Source organism: Asticcacaulis currens (assembly GCF_028550395.1).
Lineage (GTDB): Bacteria > Pseudomonadota > Alphaproteobacteria > Caulobacterales > Caulobacteraceae > Asticcacaulis > Asticcacaulis currens.
The window spans coordinates 147245-167090 of record NZ_JAQQKW010000005.1 but is presented as its reverse complement, the minus strand read 5'-3'; the positions used below and the strand labels follow the sequence as shown (position 1 = coordinate 167090).

The 19846-nt window shown below is 63.1% G+C and carries 17 protein-coding genes; 8 read left to right on the top strand and 9 right to left on the bottom strand.

All coding sequences use genetic code 11. From position 1 onward, the window contains the following. Positions 1 to 3 precede the first annotated feature (3 nt). Together PQU94_RS10090 and PQU94_RS10085 are read left to right on the top strand one after the other, a co-directional pair. The gene (locus PQU94_RS10090) at positions 4 to 2454 is read left to right on the top strand and encodes a PhoX family protein (protein ID WP_272741341.1); all 2451 of its coding nucleotides are present in this window, start codon (positions 4 to 6) and stop codon (positions 2452 to 2454) included. Positions 2455 to 2580: 126 nt separating this feature from the next. Beyond that, on the top strand, positions 2581 to 4539 hold the full coding sequence (locus PQU94_RS10085) for a sialate O-acetylesterase (protein ID WP_272741340.1): 1959 nt from the start codon (positions 2581 to 2583) through the stop codon (positions 4537 to 4539). Between the two features lie 217 nt (positions 4540 to 4756). On the opposite strand, the gene PQU94_RS10080 is transcribed toward PQU94_RS10085, so the two are convergent. Continuing rightward, a complete protein-coding gene (locus PQU94_RS10080; RefSeq protein WP_272741339.1) occupies positions 4757 to 4957 on the bottom strand; it encodes a DUF465 domain-containing protein in 201 nt (66 codons plus the stop codon). Between the two features lie 239 nt (positions 4958 to 5196). Between PQU94_RS10080 and PQU94_RS10075 the strand changes: the two genes are divergently transcribed. The 3 genes from PQU94_RS10075 to PQU94_RS10065 all read left to right on the top strand — a co-directional run bounded on the left by PQU94_RS10075 (position 5197) and on the right by PQU94_RS10065 (position 6787). Beyond that, positions 5197 to 5775 (top strand): UbiX family flavin prenyltransferase, encoded by a 579-nt coding sequence (locus PQU94_RS10075; RefSeq protein ID WP_272741338.1) that lies wholly within the window; start codon positions 5197 to 5199, stop codon positions 5773 to 5775. After that, positions 5768 to 6274, top strand: coding sequence for a TIGR02444 family protein (locus PQU94_RS10070; RefSeq protein ID WP_272741337.1), 507 nt, complete (start codon positions 5768 to 5770; stop codon positions 6272 to 6274). The genes PQU94_RS10075 and PQU94_RS10070 overlap by 8 nt, the downstream gene beginning before the upstream one ends. Positions 6275 to 6358: 84 nt before the next feature. Then, the gene (locus PQU94_RS10065) at positions 6359 to 6787 is read left to right on the top strand and encodes a YdcH family protein (protein ID WP_272741336.1); all 429 of its coding nucleotides are present in this window, start codon (positions 6359 to 6361) and stop codon (positions 6785 to 6787) included. A 42-nt stretch (positions 6788 to 6829) separates the two neighbouring features. Here PQU94_RS10065 and PQU94_RS10060 read toward each other — a convergent pair whose 3' ends face one another. Further along, positions 6830 to 7723: a hypothetical protein gene (locus tag PQU94_RS10060; RefSeq protein ID WP_272741335.1), complete on the bottom strand. Its 894-nt coding sequence runs from the start codon at positions 7721 to 7723 to the stop codon at positions 6830 to 6832. A gap of 244 nt (positions 7724 to 7967) precedes the next feature. On the opposite strand from PQU94_RS10060, the gene PQU94_RS10055 reads away from it, so the two are divergent. From PQU94_RS10055 to PQU94_RS10045, 3 genes are all read left to right on the top strand, one after another. Beyond that, positions 7968 to 8375: an acyl-CoA thioesterase gene (locus PQU94_RS10055; RefSeq protein ID WP_272741334.1), complete on the top strand. Its 408-nt coding sequence runs from the start codon at positions 7968 to 7970 to the stop codon at positions 8373 to 8375. Positions 8376 to 8386: 11 nt separating this feature from the next. Continuing rightward, positions 8387 to 9211, top strand: a complete 825-nt coding sequence (locus tag PQU94_RS10050; RefSeq protein ID WP_272741333.1) for a protein phosphatase 2C domain-containing protein — start codon at positions 8387 to 8389, stop codon at positions 9209 to 9211. Between the two features lie 116 nt (positions 9212 to 9327). Beyond that, positions 9328 to 9891 (top strand): OmpA family protein, encoded by a 564-nt coding sequence (locus PQU94_RS10045; RefSeq protein ID WP_272741332.1) that lies wholly within the window; start codon positions 9328 to 9330, stop codon positions 9889 to 9891. Between the two features lie 200 nt (positions 9892 to 10091). On the opposite strand, the gene nagA is transcribed toward PQU94_RS10045, so the two are convergent. The 7 genes from nagA to PQU94_RS10010 form a co-directional block, all read right to left on the bottom strand. Then, the gene (gene nagA, locus PQU94_RS10040) at positions 10092 to 11228 is read right to left on the bottom strand and encodes an N-acetylglucosamine-6-phosphate deacetylase (protein ID WP_272741331.1); all 1137 of its coding nucleotides are present in this window, start codon (positions 11226 to 11228) and stop codon (positions 10092 to 10094) included. Then, complete coding sequence (locus tag PQU94_RS10035) at positions 11225 to 12124, bottom strand: glucosamine kinase nucleotide-binding domain-containing protein (protein ID WP_272741330.1); 900 nt, start codon at positions 12122 to 12124, stop codon at positions 11225 to 11227. The genes nagA and PQU94_RS10035 overlap by 4 nt, the downstream gene beginning before the upstream one ends. Before the next feature lie 11 nt (positions 12125 to 12135). Further along, on the bottom strand, positions 12136 to 13407 hold the full coding sequence (locus PQU94_RS10030) for a sugar MFS transporter (protein WP_272741329.1): 1272 nt from the start codon (positions 13405 to 13407) through the stop codon (positions 12136 to 12138). Between the two features lie 166 nt (positions 13408 to 13573). After that, positions 13574 to 14710, bottom strand: coding sequence for an acyltransferase family protein (locus PQU94_RS10025; protein WP_272741328.1), 1137 nt, complete (start codon positions 14708 to 14710; stop codon positions 13574 to 13576). A gap of 82 nt (positions 14711 to 14792) precedes the next feature. Beyond that, positions 14793 to 15530 carry a GntR family transcriptional regulator gene (locus PQU94_RS10020; protein ID WP_272741327.1) on the bottom strand — a complete coding sequence of 246 codons (738 nt, stop codon included), beginning with the start codon at positions 15528 to 15530 and terminating at the stop codon, positions 14793 to 14795. Positions 15531 to 15678: 148 nt separating this feature from the next. Continuing rightward, positions 15679 to 17931, bottom strand: coding sequence for a sensor domain-containing protein (locus PQU94_RS10015; RefSeq protein ID WP_272741326.1), 2253 nt, complete (start codon positions 17929 to 17931; stop codon positions 15679 to 15681). A gap of 113 nt (positions 17932 to 18044) precedes the next feature. Next, a complete protein-coding gene (locus PQU94_RS10010; protein ID WP_126420829.1) occupies positions 18045 to 19673 on the bottom strand; it encodes an ABC-F family ATP-binding cassette domain-containing protein in 1629 nt (542 codons plus the stop codon). Positions 19674 to 19846 lie beyond the last annotated feature (173 nt).

Here is a 19846-nt window from a genome sequence, read left to right as displayed (position 1 = left end):
CGCATGTCCGATTCCCGACTGACCGGCCGTCACAGCGACGGTGATCTTGAGTTCAATACCTCGAACAATCCGTCGCTGGGCGAGGTTATCCGTGAGCGTCAGTCGCGTCGTCAACTGCTGGGGGGCATGGTCGCTGTGGCCGGTCTGTTCGGTCTGAGCGCCTGTGGCGGCAGCGATGACGACAAGCCGTCGGCGGCGGTAATCAATGCCGGTCAGACCGGCGCCTCGACCTCGGGCCGCGTCGTGACGCTGAACGGCAGCGCCACTCAGGCAAAGAGCCTGACCTGGACGCAGGTCGCCGGGCCGTCGGTCACGCTCAGTGACGCCACCTCGGCCAGCCCGACCTTTATCGCGCCGTCGGTCGCCGCGACCACCAATCTGGAATTTCGCCTGACCGCCGTCGATGGTCAGGGCCGCAGCGTGTCTCAGGACACGCTGGTCACCATCAGCCCGGCGCAACTGGGCTTCAATGCGGTGGCCAAGAACAAGAACGACATCGTCACCGTGCCCGACGGCTATTCAGTCAGCGTGCTGTACCGCATGGGCGACCCGATCCTGTCGGGTGTGGCCGCCTTTGCCAATAACGGCACCGACACCAACTTTGCCGGTCGCGCCGGCGATCACCACGACGGTATGGCCTTCTTCGGTCTGGCCGCCACGGGCAATACGCGCGATGCCAACAGCTCGACGCGCGGCCTCCTGGTTATGAACCACGAAAACATCACGGCCTCTTACCTGCACGCCAATGGCCCGACCGCCGGGGCGGCGCGTCTGGAAGCCGAAGCGATCAAGGAAATCGAAGCCCACGGCGTCAGCGTCGTCGAAGTGACGCAGTCGGGTGGGGCCTGGACCTATGTGCAGGGTGGGGCGCTCAACCGCCGCATCACTCCGAATACGCCGATGGCGCTCAGCGGTCCGGCGCGCGGCGATGCGCAACTGAAGACCGTCTATTCGACCGATGGCACCGGGGCCCGCGGCACCATCAATAACTGCGCCAACGGCATCACCGCCTGGGGCAGCTATCTGACCTGCGAAGAAAACTGGGCCGGCTATTTCCGCCGCGCATCGGGCGACAACGCCAACCGCAGCGCCAAATCTGTGGTGGCGCTGAACCGCTATGGCCTGTCGCAAGGGGCCGCCGGGGCCAATAACTGGGCCACGGTCACCGCCGCCAACACGGCCGATCAGTGGAAGTTCTCCAAGTGGAACACCACGGTCGATACGACCAAGGCCGCTGATGGCACGGGCGACTATCGCAACGAAGCCAACCAGTACGGCTGGGTGGTCGAAATCGACCCCTATGACGCCAATTCGGTGCCGCGCAAGCGCACGGCGCTGGGCCGCATGGGTCACGAAGGCGCGTGGCCGGCCCCGTTTGTGGCGGGCCGTAAGCCGGTCTTCTACATGGGCGACGACTCGCGTGGCGAATATTTCTACAAGTTCGTGTCGGCCACGCTGTGGTCGGCGGCGGACGCCAATGCCACCGACCGTCTGGCCATCGGCGACAAGTATCTCGATAACGGCACGCTTTATGTGGCGCGCTTTGACGCGACGGGTCAGGGCGTGTGGCTGCCGCTCGTCTTCGGCACCGGCGTGCTGACGGCGGCCAATGCCACCTATGCCTTCGCCAATCAAGCCGATGTGCTGATCAATACCCGTCTGGCCGCTGATGTTCTCGGCGCCACCAAGATGGACCGTCCGGAATGGGCGGCGGTCAACCCGGCCAATGGCGAGGTCTATCTGACCCTGACCAACAACAATGCCTCGAACCGCCCGCTGACGGGCACCAATGCCGCCAACCCGCGTCACTATAACGATCCGGTGGGCACGACCAACAACTACGGCAACCCCAACGGCCACATCATCCGTCTGCGCGAAACCGGGGATACGCCGGAAGCCACCAGCTTCCAGTGGGACATCTACGCCTTCGGGGCCGGGGCCGACCTCGATGCGACCAATATCAATATCTCCGGCCTTGACGCCACCAACGACTTCTCCAGCCCGGATGGTCTGTGGTTCTCGCGCAGCAGCAACGCCGGCGGTCTGGTCAATCCACTGTTGTGGATTCAGACCGATGACGGGGCCTATACCGACGTTACCAACTGCATGATGCTGGCGGCCATGCCGGGCCGTGTCGGCGACGGCGGCGCGCGCACCATCACCAATACGGGCACGGGTGGCGCGACGGCCACGCAGAGCACATTTGTGGGTAAGGCCCCGGGGATGCAACTGCGCCGCTTCCTCGTCGGGCCGAAGGAGTGCGAAATCACCGGCATCGACACGACGCCGGATGGCCGCACCCTGTTCGTCAATATCCAGCATCCGGGCGAAAACGGTACGGCCAGCAATATCACGTCTAACTGGCCCTATAGCCAGTCGGGCACGACGGCAGGCCGTCCGCGTTCGGCCACCATCGTCATCACCAAGACGGACGGCGGCGTGATCGCGCTTTAAAATACTATTATACGACTAAAGTCGGCCGGATGCCTGTGGGTGTCCGGCCTTTTTGCGTTTGACCGGCAGGGGTAGGCGGGGTTAGCGTTAGCGCTAACAAAAACACACATACAGGGAGTGAGGACGATGCGACTCTGGCTTGCGGGATTAATCGCGCTGGGCCTGCCGCTGACGGCCCAGCCACAGGCACAGGCACAGGACAAACCCATTCAAAAGGCCCTTCTGGCCGATATGTTCCGCGACCACGCGGTGCTTCAGCGCGACCGGGCTGTCCCCGTCTGGGGCGAGGCGAAGCCGGGCGAAACGGTGACGCTGAGCTTCGGCTCCGCCCGTGTGACAGCGCTGACTGACGCGACCGGCCACTGGCGCGCTGACCTGCCGCCGCTGCCGGCGGGGGGCCCCTATGTGCTGACGGCGGCGACCGGCACGGCGAAACAGACCGTGTCCGATGTGCTGGTCGGGGATGTCTTCCTCTGTTCCGGTCAGTCGAACATGGAATGGAACCTGAAGGACACAATCGGCGCGGCGGATCAGATCGCCACCTCGCAGAACAATACGCTGCGCATGATGACGGTGCAGAAGACGCAGGCCTTTACCCGGCAATCGCATTTTGCCATCCCGACCGAATGGCAGATCGCTTCGCCCGCCACCACGCCCAACTGGTCGGCGGTGTGCTATAACTTCGCCCGCGATCTGCAAACCCACGTCAATGTGCCCATCGGCCTGATCAATGCCTCCTGGGGCGGGTCGAAGATCCAGCCGTGGATGAGCCGTGGCGCCCTGCAAAAGCTCGGCGGTTATGAGGACGGTCTGGCCATGCTCGACGCCTACGCGGCCGATCAGAGCAAGGCGGCTCAGACCTATGGTCAGGCCTTCATGCGCTGGTGGCAGGCTTCAAAGGGGCCGGGGACGCCGTGGGCCGTGACGCCCAGGGCGCTGAGCGGCTGGGCCGCAGCCCCGGACGTCAGCCGTAATTTCGAGGATTGGGGTGTCAAGGGCTTAAGCGACTATAACGGCCCGCTGTGGTACGCCACTACGGTCAGGCTCAGCGCTGCCGAAGCCAAACAGGGCGCGACCCTCAGCCTGGGGGCCATCGACGATATCGACCTGACCTTCGTCAATGGCGTGGCCGTGGGCTATACCTCCGCCCCACCGGAGCCGCGTCATTATAAGCTGGCACCGGGCACGCTGAAGGCCGGGGACAATGTGATCGTCGTGCAGGCGGTTGATCTGTGGGCCAAGGGCGGCATGTTCGGCGACGCCGTGCGCGAGCTGCGGCTGGCCAATGGTACCGCCAAGCCCTTGCAGAGCGGCTGGCACTACTGGCAACCGCCGCAAAACGTCCGCCAACCCCCGACCGCGCCGTGGGACCCGACCGGCGGTATGATCACCCTGCATCAGGCGATGATCGCGCCCATCGGGCCGTATGCCCTGACCGGGGCGCTGTGGTATCAGGGCGAGTCCAATACGGGTGAAGCGGCGAAGTATGAAGGGCTGATGGCCGGGCTGATGGCCGACTGGCGGCAGCAGTTCGGACCGGATACGGCCTTCCTTCTGGTGCAACTGGCCAATTTCGGAGCCATTCCCACCGCGCCCGTCGAGTCGGGCTGGGCCGGTGTGCGTGAGGCGCAACGTCTCGCCGCGCTCAATGACAAGCGGGCCGCCTACGCCGTCACCATCGACATCGGCAATCCGCTCGACATCCACCCGCGCGACAAGCTGACCGTGGGTAAGCGCCTGTCGCGCGCCGCGCAAAGCCTGATCTATAAGGCTCCGCTGTCGCCCTCCGGTGGCGTGCCCATCGAAGCCACCCGCGCCAACGGGCAGGTGACGGTGCGCTTTGCCCGCCTCGACGGGGCCCTGAAGACCAGCAGCGGTGACACGGCTGTGCGCTTTGAACTGTGCGGTGAGGGCGTCGGAACCTGTCAGTACGCCGATGCGCGTCTGGCCGGGGACGCGGTGGTGCTCAGCGGGCCGTCAGCCGCCATGGCCACCCGTGTGCGCTACTGCTGGGGGGACTCGCCGGTGTGTAACCTCACCGACGCCACACTGCCCGTCAGTCCGTTCGAGATTGAGGTGAAATAGGTAAAGCGCCTCCGTCGGGCAGGGGCCCAGAGCGCATTCCGAAAAGTGTGCAGCGGTTTTTTGGAATCAAATGCGCGACTAAACAAATGGCTGGAGCGGGATTTCGGTTCAATCTGAACGAAATCCCGCTCCAGCCCCTGCACCCGGATGGTTTGCAACAAAAAACGCCGGAGGTGTCCCCTCCGGCGTTCGTGTTTCAAAAAGCCATCACCCCCCATCACTGAAGGGTCTCATGCGGTCTTTCCTGTCGCAGAGTGGCTTTGATGGTGTCGATTTCATCCTTCAGTTTCAACTTCTTACGCTTAAGTTCCTTGAGATAGAGCGAGTCCGCCGAAGGCGAACGCGATTCGCGGGCGATGGTGTCCTTGAGGACCTGATGACGGTGATCAAGTTCACGCACTCTCGCTTCGATGCTCATGAGCTATCTCCTTTGCTCGTAAGACTGGGCCGGAAGAGGATACTGCCGACCGAAACCCCATCCCTTTTCCCACATCCTCCGTGGTCGGATCGAGGCCTGAACACGTATAGGAAACACCCAAAGCGCTTTACTGTGTAATCACGATCCATTACATCCGATCACGGATTTGCGAGATTCATATTTAGTAAAAGCTTAATCTTATGAGCCACTTATTGTGGCAACAAAAAGGACGCGCGGCAATGGCGGAAGCTAATCAAAGACTTATCGTGGCCATATCCGGGGCGTCCGGTGCGGTCTATGGTATCACCGCACTGCGAAGGCTGCGTGAGCTTAAGATCGAAAGCCATCTGGTCGTGTCGCGCGCGGCGGCCCTGTCCCTGAATGCCGAAACCGACCTCACGATTGGCGATCTCAACGCTCTGGCTGATCAGGTGCATAAGGTCGGCGACATCGGGGCGACGATTGCTTCGGGCTCCTTTCGCACCTTGGGGATGCTGGTCGCGCCGTGCTCGATCAAGACGATGAGCGAAATCACCACGGGCGTCACCTCCAACCTGATCAGCCGGGCCGCGGATGTGGTGCTGAAAGAGCGGCGGCGGCTGGTGCTGATGGTGCGCGAAAGCCCGCTGCATCTGGGGCACTTACGCACTATGACCGCCGTAACCGAGATGGGGGCCATCGTCGCCCCGCCGGTGCCGGCCTTCTACACCCGCCCGCAGTCCCTTCAGGAAATGGTGGATCAGAGCGTGGCGCGGGCGCTGGACCTGTTCGGGCTCGATGCCCCGATGACGCGCTGGAACGGGCTTAAGGGTGAGTGACTCAGGCACAACCTTCTGGGACTGGGCGCTGACAGCCTACGCCGGTGAGGGCGTGCCCTCATTGTGCCTTGAGCTTCAGGACACGGACGGGCAGAACGTGCCGCTGGTGCTGTTTGCCGTGTGGGCCGGGGTGCGCGGCGTGGCGCTGGACGAAGAGACGGCGGAGGCGGCGGTCGATATATCGCGCGCCTACGCCGATACGGTGGTCGTGCCGTTACGCACTATCCGTCAGCGGATGCGCGTTGTGGTGGGCGACATGGACGACGCCCACCGCGAAGCCTTGCGCAGCCGCGTCAAGGCACTGGAGATCGAGGCCGAACGCGCCCAGATGGAGGCTCTGGCGGCCTTGATAGGGGGCGGCTCCGCCGAGCCGGAAAAGACCGCGCGCGACAACCTGCTAGCCGTGGCGCGGCTATGGGCGCGGGTTGTGCCGCGAAATCCGCTCAATGCCTTCTGCGATGCCCTTTCGGAGCGCGGTTTTTTGAGGTATAATCCCTGATATTCACAGGCAGCCCGGTGCGCTTCACAGGGACGGCCTGATCACTCAGAACGTCCCCTTCAGAACGAACCGGAGCTGGTCCACATGCACGATGACAGCAATATCCGCGCTCTTTTCCGTCCCGACTCTTTGCAACTGGTGAAAAACACGCCGGTCGAATCGAGCAGCGACCTCGAACGCCGGGTGATCCATCGTGAAGACCTCGATCACACCAATCTGGAACTGGTGACCGAAGAGGCGCTGGAATACCAGAAAGACGACCTGGAACCCGTGCTGCGCGAAACCGATCCGGCCATTGCCGCTTTGCCGCTGGATGCCGAGACGGTCAATCTGCGCACGCAACTGGCGCACCTGCGTCAGGAGCACAAGGATCTCGATGATTCGATTCTGGCACTGGAAACCATGCCCTTGCCGGACCAGATCCTAATCGCCCGTCTGAAGCGCAAGAAACTGGCCGTGCGCGATCAGATCAGCACGCTGGAAGACCGCATCCGCCCGGACATCATCGCCTGATGTCTCCTCCCCATTGCGGCGCAACGGGGAGGAAGAAGACGTCTAATCCTGATCGCGCTGGCGGCCGCCGATGGCCCCCGCCACCGCCCCGATAAAGGCGCCGATCAGCAGCGAAATAAAGCTGTACAACATCACCTTGGCCCACGCTTTGCGGGCTTCATCGGCCGCTTCGAGCGCCGCGTTACGCGCAGTCTTGGCCTGTGCCAGAACCGTATCGACGCGGGCGGCGGCTTCGGCTTCGCTGAGATTGGTGCGTGCGGCAATCAGAGACGCGAGATAGGCCTTGTCCGCCGGCGACACGTCGCCATGTTCGATGCCATATCTGAGGATGCGTCCGGTTTCGGCGCTGACATCGGGCAGGGTCTGACCCGCCGGAGCCCCCGCGACCGGAGCGGTCGGGTTTGATGAGGCCCTGTACAGCATGTCGGTATAATAGGCCGTTGTCGGATCGGCCTTGTCACCTGAAGCGGCCCCGGCGGCGACCGTGGCCCCGGCCTGTACGCCCGAACCCACGACCGCGCCGGCGACGCTGGCCAGTACGGCGGCGGTAAACAGCGTGGCCACGGCCCAGGCAAGGAAGCCCTGCGCCGTATCGCGGAAGAAGGCTTCGTCCTTATCGACGCCGACATAGGTTTTGCGCAGCCGTCCGGCCAGATAGCCGCCCAGGGCCGAGGACAGCCACTGCATGACGATCAGCCATACGGCCGCCCAGACAGTCAGTTTGGTCGCGGTGTCACCCAGAGGCTCCCATGGGGAAACCGACGACAGGCCCAGCCCCTGTCCCAGCATCAGCAGCATCAGGGACAGGGCTGCGGCGGCCGCCGCTCCGGCCAGAATCGACGGCCAGCAGGCCCCGGAACCGGGCGTCACCTCGTAATAGTCGTCGTCGTAAAGGTCCGCCTGTGCGGATTGAACCGCCGGATCGAGCGTTTTCATATGATGGCCTCGATCAGCGGAACAAAAGCGCTAGCAGGATGATGACGGGGATCGGCACCCCCAGAAGCCAAAGCAGAACGGCACGGCCCATAATCGTATCTCCCTATGATGATCGGTGGCCTCAGCTTGGGCTTTTCGCGGTGGGTTTGCTGTGCCGGAAAGCGAGCCGTTTGTAATTTCGCCGTAAAAGGGAAGGGGTTGCCGTGCGTCGTTTGAGCCGCTACCAGCAATGCCGGAGGTGCCCATGCTCAACCGTGTCGAAGACGGCGTTTTCATCACTACGCTTAAGGTGCGCGATTCCGAATGCGACGCGCAGGGCGTCGTCAATAACGCCAACTATCTGGTCTATATGGAATATGCGCGACACGAATTCCTTGAGCATCAGGGGGTGAAGTTCGCAGACCTGATCCCGCAGAACATCTTTCTGATGACCTCGCACATGGAGATCGACTTCGTGAACTCGCTCACCGGCGGCCAGGTGTTCGAGGTGCGCTCACAGGTGCGGCGGGAACGCGCCAAGATCGTCTTCGATCAGCAGGTGGTGCGCGTCGCCGATCAGGCCGTGTGTATCCGCGCGCGCGTCGATGTGATCTGCAAGATCGACGGTCGCCTGACGCGCGGTGAGTGGTTTGACGCCTATATGCCGGTTTAAAGGAGCGCCTTATGCGTATCGTGTCTCAGGGGTCGGATCGCGGCGGCGTCTATAATGAGGATGCACTGGGCGCTTCGGGCGATGCGGTGTGGCTTCTGGATGGGGCTACGTCGCTGGGGCCGTCGCGCATGGCGGGGACCAGTGACGCCGCGTGGTTTGCGCACTTCGTTTCGGACAGGCTGGTCCACACGACCGGTAGCGTGCATGAGCGCCTGAGCGCGGCCATCGACGCGGCGCGGGCGGTTTACGAGGCCTTGGGCCCGTTGCCGGAGGCCCCGTGGGCCATGCCCTCGGCGGGCGCGGCGATGCTGCGGCGCGGCGGCGATATGCTCGAAATCGGCGTACTGGGCGATGTAAAGGTGTGGCTGATCGCCCCGGACGGTGCGGTGACGGCCCTGCCGGGCGGCGAGGTTCTGGAGGCGCTCGATGCGGCGGCACTTGAGCGATTGGTCGCCATGCGCGCCGAACAGGGACCGATCGGCCTGAAGGCGGCGCGGACGCAGCTTGATCCCCTGTTGTGCGATAATCGCTCGAAAATGAATACAGAGGGCGGCTACTGGGTGTTGAGCCTCGATACGGCCTGTCTGGCGGGGATGCAGGTGAAGACCGTTCCGGCGCTTGGGGTACGGTCCGTGCTGATGGCCACCGATGGATTTTACGACCTGTGGGGGGCCTATGGCGTGCCGTTCGCCGAAGTGTTGGAAGGGCTGCGGGCCGGGCAGGGCGAGGCGCTGATCGGGCGTCTGCGCGATATCGAACGCGCCGATCCGGAGGGGCTGCGCTATCCGCGCTTCAAGCCGCACGATGACGCCAGTTGGCTGCTGGTCGAAATATAAAGAGGCGATGTGGTTCGCGTCTTCCGGAAATAACGCGCCCTTTTTCGGTCTATTTTTGCCGTCTTATTTGACGGGCGTGGCGGAAATGGGTGGATTCGTGAACAGAAAGGTTTTCGATGACGCGTTTAAAATCCGGGGCCCTGCTTGTGGCGATCCCCCTTATGCTCTCGATGACGGCCTGTGCCAGCCACAAGTACGTCGATGAGAAGATTACGGCGACCAATGGCCGCATCGACCAGCAGGAGACCCGTCTCACCCAGCTCGATCAGACCACGCAGGAAGCGCTGAGCCGCGCCACCGCGGCGGGCAAGCTGGCCGAGGGCAAGTTCAACTACTCCGTCGTGCTGAGCGACGACTCGATCAGGTTTGACACCGACAAGGCTGTCCTGTCTGAGCAGGGCAAGCAGGTGCTGGCGGACCTCGCCGCGCGGCTGAAGCGCGAAAACAAGAATGTCTATCTGGAAATTCAGGGCTTTACCGACTCGACCGGTACGGACGACATCAACTATCGCCTCGGCAATGCCCGTGCCGACAGCGTGAAACGCTTCCTCAACAGTCAGGGCGTGGCGCTGAATCGCATGGCCTCCATCTCCTATGGGGCGGAACAGCCCGTCGCGCCGAACACGACGCGCGAAGGCCGCGCCGCCAATCGCCGCGTGGTGATCGTGGTCTTGTCCTAACCCAAAAACGCCCGGCTGATCGCTCAGCCGGGCGCTTCGTGTTTCGTTAGAGCGAAATGATTTCCAGTGGAATCATTTCGCTCAAGCCGCCATTGAGGCGGCGGCCAAGGTGGCGGAGCCCGCACCCGGCGAGGGGCTAACCAAAAATCCAGATCATTATGTTTCTACCAGAAATCATAATGATCTAGCGTCAAGCCGGTTTACGCGGCCTTGCGCAGGGCCTCGTCCGACCGACCGCCGATCCAGACGCCGCGCACCTGAAGGTCGGCATCGAGCCATACGAGGTCCGCACGCGCCCCAACCGCCAGATGGCCGTAGGTCTTGGGCAGCTTCATGAAGCGCGCGGGGGCTTCGGAGGCCATCATCGAAGCCGTTTCCAGCGGCAGGTCCAGCATCTGAACGCTGTTGCGCACCGCGGTAGCCATATCGAGATCGGACCCGGCCAGCGTGCCGTCCGGCCCGACGCAGACGCCGTTTTCGACGCGAATATCCTTACCCATCAGGTTAAAGTGCTTGGTGGCGGAACCCACCGTCGGCATGGCGTCGGTCACCAGCATAAAGCGGTCGTGCGGGCGGCTTTTGAGCGCGATCTTTAGGGCCACCGGATCGACATGCGCCCCATCGACGATGATACCGGCATAGATGTCGTCGCTTTCGAGCACGGCTCCGACGACGCCCGGTGCACGATGCGACAGGGGCGACATGGCGTTATAGAGGTGGGTGACACCGGTAATACCCGCCCCAAAGCCGCGACGGGCTTCGGCATAGGTGGCGTCCGTGTGCCCGGCGGCGATGATCACGCCCGCCTCGGCCAGCGCGCGGATGTCCTCCGGGGCAGCCAGTTCGGGGGCCAGAGTCAGCAGCACCTTGCCGGATTTGAGCGAGGACAACAGCCGCACGGCCTCGGCATCAAGGCGGCGGAACTTGCTCTCATCGTGGGTGCCCTTGCGCTTTACATTGAGGAAGGGGCCTTCGATATGGATGCCGAGCACGCCGGGTACGCCTTGAGCGATGGCGGCTTCGGTGGCGCGCAGGGCCTTGTCCACCACGCTCAGATCGTCCGAAATCAGGGTCGTGAAGAAGCCGGTCGTGCCATAGGTGCGATGCGCGGCCCCGATGGCGGCAACAGCTTCGGCGGTCGGGGTGTCGTTGAACAGCACCCCGCCACCGCCATTGACCTGCGTGTCGATAAAGCCCGGCAGCAGATAGCCGCCGTCGAGATCAAGCCCGCCGGTCTCAGCCCCGATGGCGGCGATATGATCGCCGTCGATGGTCAGGGAGCCTTCGACGACGCCGACCGGCGTGACAAGGCGGGCATTGGAAAGGGTCAAACTCACGAAACAACCTCACTAGTAACCGAACTCAGGCCATTGCCTGCGCCCTTGGCCATCAGCAGCGCGCCTTCGATGGCGTCCTGCTCCGGCGTGGCCAGAAGCGGCCGGGTCCACGGCGCCAGCCACGGCGTCAGGACTCCCGCCATGCCGCCGACCAGACAGATTTGCGCGGCGCCCAACTCATTCAGCCGGCGGATATAGCGGCCCAGATCGCGCGCCGCCTGTTCGATCAGGGCCACGGCCACGGCATCGCCGTCCTGGGCGTGCGACAGGATCAGCGGGGCCAGCGTACCATAGTCCTTCGGGCGCGCCGTCGTCGCCCAGGCCACGACCTGCGACGGCTGATCGTTGAAGCGCGCCATCACGGCATCGGTAAAGGCACTGCGCGGGGCGAGGCCGTCATAGGCGTGCAGGGCGACGCGAGTCGCTTCGCGGCCCAGAACCGCCGCAGAACCGTCATCGGAGACTTCAAAGCCCCAGCCGCCGACCGCATGGCCCTTGCCTTTGACCCAAGCATAGCCGGCGGAGCCGGTGCCGGTGATCAGAATCGCGCCGTCGCGGCCCGAAAAGGCGCCCAGAACGGCGGCGTGGGCGTCCGTTCCGGCCGACGCAGCGGCAAAACGCGGCCCGGCAGCAATGGTGCGCGCCGCGTCTTCGGCGGTGGTGATGCCCGCCAGACCCAGACCGATCGCGGTGCGGGCAAAGGCGTCGCGCGTCAGTCCGGCCTGCGCCAGCGCCTGATCCGTCGCTTCGAGGATATGGCCCCAGACGAGGTCAAGGCCCAGACGGATATTGGCCGACCCGCTCATGCCTTCGCCCAGAAGGCGGCCTTCGGCGTCACGCAGACGCGCGCGGCAATTGGAGCCGCCGCCATCTATGCCGAGGAAGTACTGCGTCATATCCACGTCCCTTACCCCTTGGCCGCCACGCGGCTGCCGAACAGGGCGAAGAACAGGATGTAGAGGTAGGCCGGGCTCATGACGACCAGAAAGGCCGTCTGGAAGGGGATAACCTCCGCCAGACCGACATAGAGGCGCGGCAGGATGGCCCCGCCACAGATGCCCATGATCATCAGGGCCGAGCCGATCTCGGTATGGCGACCAAGGCCCCGGATGCCCAGCGGGAAGATGGCCGGCCACATCATGGCATTGGCAAAGCCCAGAGCGGCGACGAAACCGACCGAGACATAGTCCTTGGTCAGGAAGGCCCCCAGAGTGAACAGCACACCCAGAATGGCCGAAAAGGCGAGGTATTTTTCCTGCGAAACAAAACGCGGAATGACGATCCAGCCGACGATATAGCCGACCAGCATCCCGGCCAGGGTCAGCGAGGTGAACAGGACCGTGCGGTCAAGCGGCAGACCAAAGGCCGCGCCATAGGTGCCGATGGCGTCACCGGCCATGACTTCAACGCCGACATAGAGGAAGATACACAGGACGCCGAAGAACAGGTTGGGGTGGGCAAACAGGCCCTTGCCGCCTTTTTGCGAAGTAATCTCGGCCTTAGACTCGCCCTTCAGTTCGGGCAGGGGCGACTTCAGCACGAAGACAGCCAGCGCCACCAGCAGGGCGGCCATGCCCATATAGGGCCACAATACCTTCTGAGCGAAGCCGTTGAGCAAGGCTTCGCGGGCGGCGGGGTTGGCGGCGGCGTCAAGCTGCGCACCGAACTCCGTAATGCCGCTCATGACCAGAGCCCCGAAGATGAAGGGCGCAGCAATACCGGCCAGCTTGTTGAAAATGCCCATCACGGCGATGCGCTGGGCGGCGGACTCGATGGGGCCGACGATGGAGATATAGGGGTTGGCCGCTGTTTGCAGCAGGGCCAGCCCCGCGCCGATAGTGAACAGGCCCGTCATGGCACCGGCATAGATGCGATGGGTGGCGAATTGCCCGAACATGATCGCCCCGGCGGCCATGACCAAAAGCCCCAGCGACATGCCCTTCTTCATGCCCGTCACCTTCAGGATGAAGGCCGACGGCAGGGCCAGCACGAAATAGGACATATAGAACACCATCAGCACCATAAAGGCGCCGATATTGTCGAGGTCGAAGGCGAACTTGACGAAGGTGATCAGCGGGCCGTTCAGCCAGGTCACGAAACCGAAGATGAAGAACATCAGGCCGATCAGGCCCATGGTGACAAACGGGCTGGGGGCTTTTTCCGGGAGAGTCGCATTCATGATCTATAGGACCTATTCTGCTTTTTGGTATTGTCCAGATAGGAGGCTAAATTCGCAATCCTGTCTATAGAAAACTTGGTTTCAGTTGTTTGCAGACGGATTTCCCTTGATTTTTTCGCCAAGGGATCATTCGAAATTGGATATGAATTGGGCTTAAGCGCTCGGACTAAACCTTGATGATCCAGCCTTTGCGGCGCAGACATTCGACCGGCAGCCAGACGCAGAGGATGAACAGGCCGACCGGGAACAGGGCGGCCACGGCCTCGCCCACCGTGGTGCGGCTCAGAAAATAGGTTTGGGTCAGCAAATCCCAGCCGAGCAGCGGGTTCATCAGAAAATGCAGCACATAGGCGGCAATGGCGTTCAGGCCAAAGGCGCTGGCGAAGGTTACGGGCAGGCTGAAGGGGCCCTGCAATGGGGCGTCGCGATTATCAAGACACGCATGGAGCGGTGCCAGAGCCAGGAAGGTGATCCCCGTCGTCACCAGCACAAAGGACGAGGACCAGATGTCCTTGATTACCGGGAAGATGAAACCCCAGCCGGCGCCGACGATCAGCAGAGCCGCGCCCGCTCCGGCGAGGGTCAGGGCGCTGCGCTTTTGCGCTCGCATCAGGAACTCACCCGCCGCCATGCCGAGCAAGGCCTGCGCGATGGCGGGCAGGGTGCCGAGCAGGCCTTCGGGATCGTAGCCCTCCGGGCCTTTGACGTAGTTATGGCCGCCCGCGCCGAACATCAGGCGATCGACCGAGGCGATGAAATTGTGGCCGCGCTCCCAGATATCGCCGGGCAGGCCATCAAGCGCCGGCAGCAGGCTCAGGGGCCAGTAGAGCAGGAGAATCGCCGCAGCGATCCCCAGCCGCGTCTTCGGTCCGCACCACAGGAACAATACCGCCGCCGCCCCATAAACGAGGCCGATGCGTTGCAGGACACCCCAGAAGCGCCAGGGCTCGCCATCGAAATGCGCCAGCCAGCCGAGGTTCGACAACAGCCAGCCGATGAGGAATAGCCGCACGACGCGCCATCCGATCTTGCGGGCCTGAGCGGCATCGAGGCCCGTGGTGATTTTCGCTTTGTGCAGGGCCATGGGGATGGACAGGCCGACCATGGTCAGGAAGGCCGGAAAGACCACATCGGCGATTTTTAGCCCCTCCCAGTGCGCGTGGAGAAGGAGAGGAAACACCTTGGCCTGAAGACCGTAATACATACCCGCCGTCGCATTGACGAGGATCATGCCGATCACGGTCAGGCCGCGCAGGACATCCAGAGAGGGCAGGCGTTGCCCCTGTGTGTGCTGATCGCTCATAGACTATCTCCCCGCCCGATTATCGAAAGAGGGGACGATGCCCGATTACACGCAAAAGTCAAAAGCCGCGTTGCGGGGTCGCTCAGAGATCGTTCAGTTCGGCGACCACATCATAGGCGTCGCCCCGGTAATAGCTCTGGGTGAACTCTGCGGCCCGGCCGTCGGCCAGAAAACCGCGCCGTTCAATAAACAGGCCGGGCTCTCCTGCTGTGACGCTCAGTTGTTCGGCCTGATCGCGTGAAAAGGAGATGGCGCGCAGCCGCTGAAGCGCGCGCACCGGGCGATGGCCTGAGGCCTCCAGCGCCGCATAGAGCGAATCGCCTACGGCTTCGATGGTGGGCAGGCAGTAGCCCGGAATGGTCGAATATTCGAGCGCCATGGTCGAATCGTCGGCGTAGCGGATGCGGTGGAAGCGATAGACCAGCGAACCGGGCGACAGACCCAGAGACAGGGCCTCTTCGGGGGTGACCGCGCCTTCAGACTTGCTGACCCAGACGCTGTGCGGTTTGCGCCCGCGCGAGATCATGTCTTCGGAGAAAGAGGACAGTTTGGAAAAGCTCTTTTCGACACGGGCGGCGACAAAGGTGCCCGCCCCGCGGCGACGCGTCAGAAGCCCTTCATTGACCAGCCCGTCAATAGCCTTGCGCACCGTGATGCGCGACACGTCGAAGGCTTCGGCGAGATCGCGTTCGGGCGGGATGGCGTCATCGGCCACAAAGACGCGCGCGCGGATGGCTTCGCGCAGCACCTTTTGCAGTTGCAGATAGAGCGGAGCGGGATCGTTTTTTTCGAGGCGACCGACAGAGTCTATGATGGACATGGAGTTTAAGTCTCTCTCGCGACCTCTGCCGCTCTCAATCAAGCCGCAGGCGTGGGCGACTCAGACCCTGTATAATAGCGATCCGGTGGCGTCAAAGTCAAAGCCACAACCGGGGGCGGGCGTGTCATCCACCTGCGCCTTCAAGGCCTCAGCGCTGACCCGCCGCCAAAAGCACAGGGGACGCTTCGCTGAGGCAATAGGCCTGCGGCCGCCCGATCAGATAGCCCTGAACGGCATCGGCCCCCATATCGCGCAGCAGGTCCAGTTGGTCCTGCGTTTCCACGCCTTCGGCAATCACCGGGACGTGGATAGCGTGCGCCATGCCGATGACGGCCCGCACAATCGCCTCGGCCGGAATGCCGTGCTTGTGCATCTTGCGATCCGGCGAGGAGGTCAGGCCTTCGACAAAGCTGCGGTCGATCTTGATGACGTCAAAGGGGAAGGTCTGGAGATAGGAGAGCGATGAGAAGCCCGTGCCGAAATCGTCCATGGCGATACGCACGCCCAGCCCTTTGAGCTGACGCAGGATGTGCAGGGCGCGGTCGGTGTTTTCGATCAGCACGCCTTCGGTGACTTCCAGCTCCAGTCGTTGCGGACGGAACCCGGTACGGATCAGTTCCTGCTGCACATGGCGGGTGAGATCGCCTTCGAAAATCTGTACCGGCGACAGGTTGACGGCCAGTGTCAGATGCGTCGGCCACGTAGCGGCGGTTTCCAGAGCGCGCGACAGGATCCATTGCCCCAGCGCCGTGATCAGACCGGCTTCTTCCGCGACCGGAATGAAGTCGCAGGGCGAGATCGGCCCCAGTTCCGGATGCGTCCAGCGCACGAGCGCCTCATAGCCAATGATGCGGTTGAGGTTCAGGCAGAACTGCGGCTGATAGACCAGAGACAGGCCACGTTGACCGTGGGCAAGGGCATCGCGCAGATCGGCCTCAAGGCGTCGGCGTCGGCGCAGGGCCTCGGCCATGGTGGCATCGAAGGCGCGCCAGCAGCCGCGCCCGTCGGTCTTGGCGCGATAAAGGGCCATGTCGGCGTGGCGCGTCAGGCGGTCGAGGGTCGGACCTTCGTCCGGGTAAAGGGCAAAGCCCAGACTGGCCCCCACGTCCGGTCCCTGATGACCGAACTGGGCGTGCATGTCTTCATGCAGGGAGTTGACCAGCGCCTCGGCGCGGGCCTCAGCCTGCGCGCGACTGGCGACGCCGACCTGAAGAAAGACGAACTCGTCGCCCCCCAGGCGCGCCAGCACGTCGCCCGGTCCGGCCAGACGGCGCAGGGTTTCGGCAACGGTGATCAGCACTTCATCGCCCACCATGTGACCCAGGGTGTCATTGACCTCCTTGAAACGGTCAAGGTCGATGAGGTGCAGGGCCAGTTGCGTGTTCTGACGGCTGGCGCGTGCGGCCTCTTCGCTCAGGCGCGCCTGAAAGAAACCGCGATTGGGCAGGCCGGTCAGGGCGTCGTGATGCGCCAGATACTGGATGCGCTCCTGAAACGCCCCCTTTTCAAAGGCCAGGGTGCAGAGCTGCGTGCAGATATCGACAATGCTCTGCACGAACGTATTGAGGACAAAGGGCTTGGTCGAGTAGAAGGCGAAGGTGCCGATAACCCTGCCCGCCTTGTCCTTGACCGGCGTGGACCAACACGCGGTGTAGCCGAGCGGCTCTACGAAGTCCTGAAAAGGGGCCCAGAGCGGGTCGGTGCGCATGTCGTTGACCATGACGGGCTCGCCGCGCCAGGCGGCGGTGCCGCAAGAGCCGACGACCGGCCCGATGGGGAGGCCTTCGACCGCCGCATTGTACCAGTCGGGCAATGTCGGTGCGGCCAGCGGGCTCAGCTTGCCGTCGGTGACGCGCAGCACCGACATGCTGACATCCTGAACCATATGCCCGACCTCAAGGCAGAGCAGGGACAGGGTTTCATGCAGCGGCTTGTCCTGCAACAGGGCGTCCAGCACCTTGCGTTGCAAGGTGTCGTGCAGCTTGGCGTAGGTGATGTCGCAGACCGTAGCGATCAGACGGCGGCGCTGCGAGGCATCGTTGACCGCAGTGGCGCTGAATGACACCCACATGGGGTGGCCGTTCCGGTCGTGAATGAGCAACTCGCCCTTGCGCTGGCCCTCAAGGTGAACGGCGGTCAGTATCTCGTCAAGGTGGCGGCAGGAATCGGAGTGCAGATGGCACAGGTCACCCAGGGTATTGCCGCGCAATTCGGATGGGCTGAAACCAATCAGACGACGGAATTCTTCGTTGACGTAGAGAAAGCGCCCGCTGGTGTCCGTAATGACCAGAGCCGTGTCGATGGCATCGACGGTCAGCCCCTTAAGGCGCATCAGATCATCGGTCAGCGCATCGGTGTGGCTCGGAGCCTGAGGCGCGGAAGGGGTAAGCGGAACGGTCATGGGACTGCGATACTTAACCGCTGGATTGCGGAAGTAACCATGCTATCCGACTCGCGTGAACATTCCGGTAAACGACAGGGTTAACCGGAGGTTACGGCGTGTTCCGCTGAACATTACCCGTTGGGGTGCAGGCCCGGCGCTTCCTGACCGGTGCGCGCCACATATTCCGTGTAGCCGCCGCCATATTCGTGCACGCCGTCGGGCGTCAGCTCCAGCACGCGGTTGGACAGGGCCGCGAGGAAGTGACGGTCGTGTGAGACGAACAGCATGGTCCCTTCGAAATCGGCCAGCGCCGCAACCAGCATTTCCTTGGTCACCATGTCGAGGTGGTTGGTCGGTTCGTCGAGCACCAGAAGATTGGGCGGATCAAACAGCATCCGCGCCATGACCAGCCGTGCCTTTTCGCCACCCGAAAGCACCCGGCAGGGCTTTTCGACATCGTCACCGGAAAAACCGAAGCATCCGGCCAGGGTGCGCAGCGCGCCCTGAGGGGCCTGTGGGAAGGCGCCTTCCAGAGATTCGAAAATCGTCTCTTCGCCGTCGAGCAGGTCCATCGAATGCTGAGCGAAATAACCCATCTTCACACTGGCTCCGACGGTGACCGTGCCCTTGTCGGGCGTGGTATCCCCGGCCACCAGCTTGAGCAGGGTGGACTTGCCCGCACCATTGGCCCCCAGCACGCACCAGCGTTCCTTGCGGCGGACCTTGAAGTCGAGCCCGCTGTAGATGGCGTGGTCGCCATAGCTTTTGTGTACGTCGCGCAGGTTCAGCACGTCGTCGCCCGAACGCGGGGGACTGCGAAACTCGAACTGTACCGACTGACGGCGGCGCGGCGCTTCGACGCGCTCGATCTTGTCGAGCTTTTTGACGCGGCTCTGCACCTGCGCCGCATGGGACGCGCGCGCCTTGAAGCGCTCGATAAACTTGATTTCCTTGGCCAGCATGGCCTGCTGGCGCTCGTACTGCGCCTGCCTTTGTGCCTCGGTCAGAGCGCGTTGCTGGTCGTAGAAGTCGAGATCGCCGGAATAGGTAATCAGAGAACCGGCGTCGATTTCGATGACCTTTCCAATAATGCGGTTCATGAAGGCGCGGTCGTGCGAGGTCATCAGCAGCGCGCCGTCATAGTTTTTCAGGAAGGCTTCCAGCCAGATCAGGCTTTCGAGGTCGAGGTGGTTCGACGGTTCGTCGAGCAGCATACCGTCGGGCCGCATCAGCAGGATGCGCGCCAGGGCGACGCGCATCTTCCAGCCGCCGGACAAAAGCCCGACATCGCCGTCCATGCGCTCCTGACTGAAGCTTAAGCCCGCCAGCACTTCGCGCGCCCGCGCCTCCAGCGCATAGCCGTCCAGTTCCTCAAAGCGCGCCTGCACCTCGCCATAGCGCTCGATAACGGCGTCGAAATTGTCGGCCTGATCCGGGTCGGCCATGGCGGCCTCAAGCTCGGCCATTTCGGCGGCCAGCGCGCTCACCGGGCCGACGCCATCCATCACGGCGGCTACGGCGCTCTGGCCGGACATTTCGCCGACATCCTGACTGAAATAACCGATGGTCATGCCGGCATCTATCGACACCTGACCGTCATCGGGCGGTTCCTGCCCGGTGATCATGCGAAACAGCGTCGTTTTGCCCGCGCCGTTCGGCCCGACCAGCCCGACTTTTTCGCCCTTCTGCACGCCCATGGAGGCGTCGATAAACAGAATCTGGTGGCCGTTTTGCTTGCTGATATTGTCGAGGCGGATCATACAGGACTTACAGAGTAGAGACGGGGGAGGGCCGCGCGTTTTGCAGCGCAAGGCGGTTCGCACAGGCCTCTACAGCAGCACGCTATTTTAGGAAAGGCTGGCTCTTATGTTTCTGACAGAAACATAAGAGCCAGCTTTGGTTTGAGCCCTCGCCCGGCGGCGGCTTCGCCACC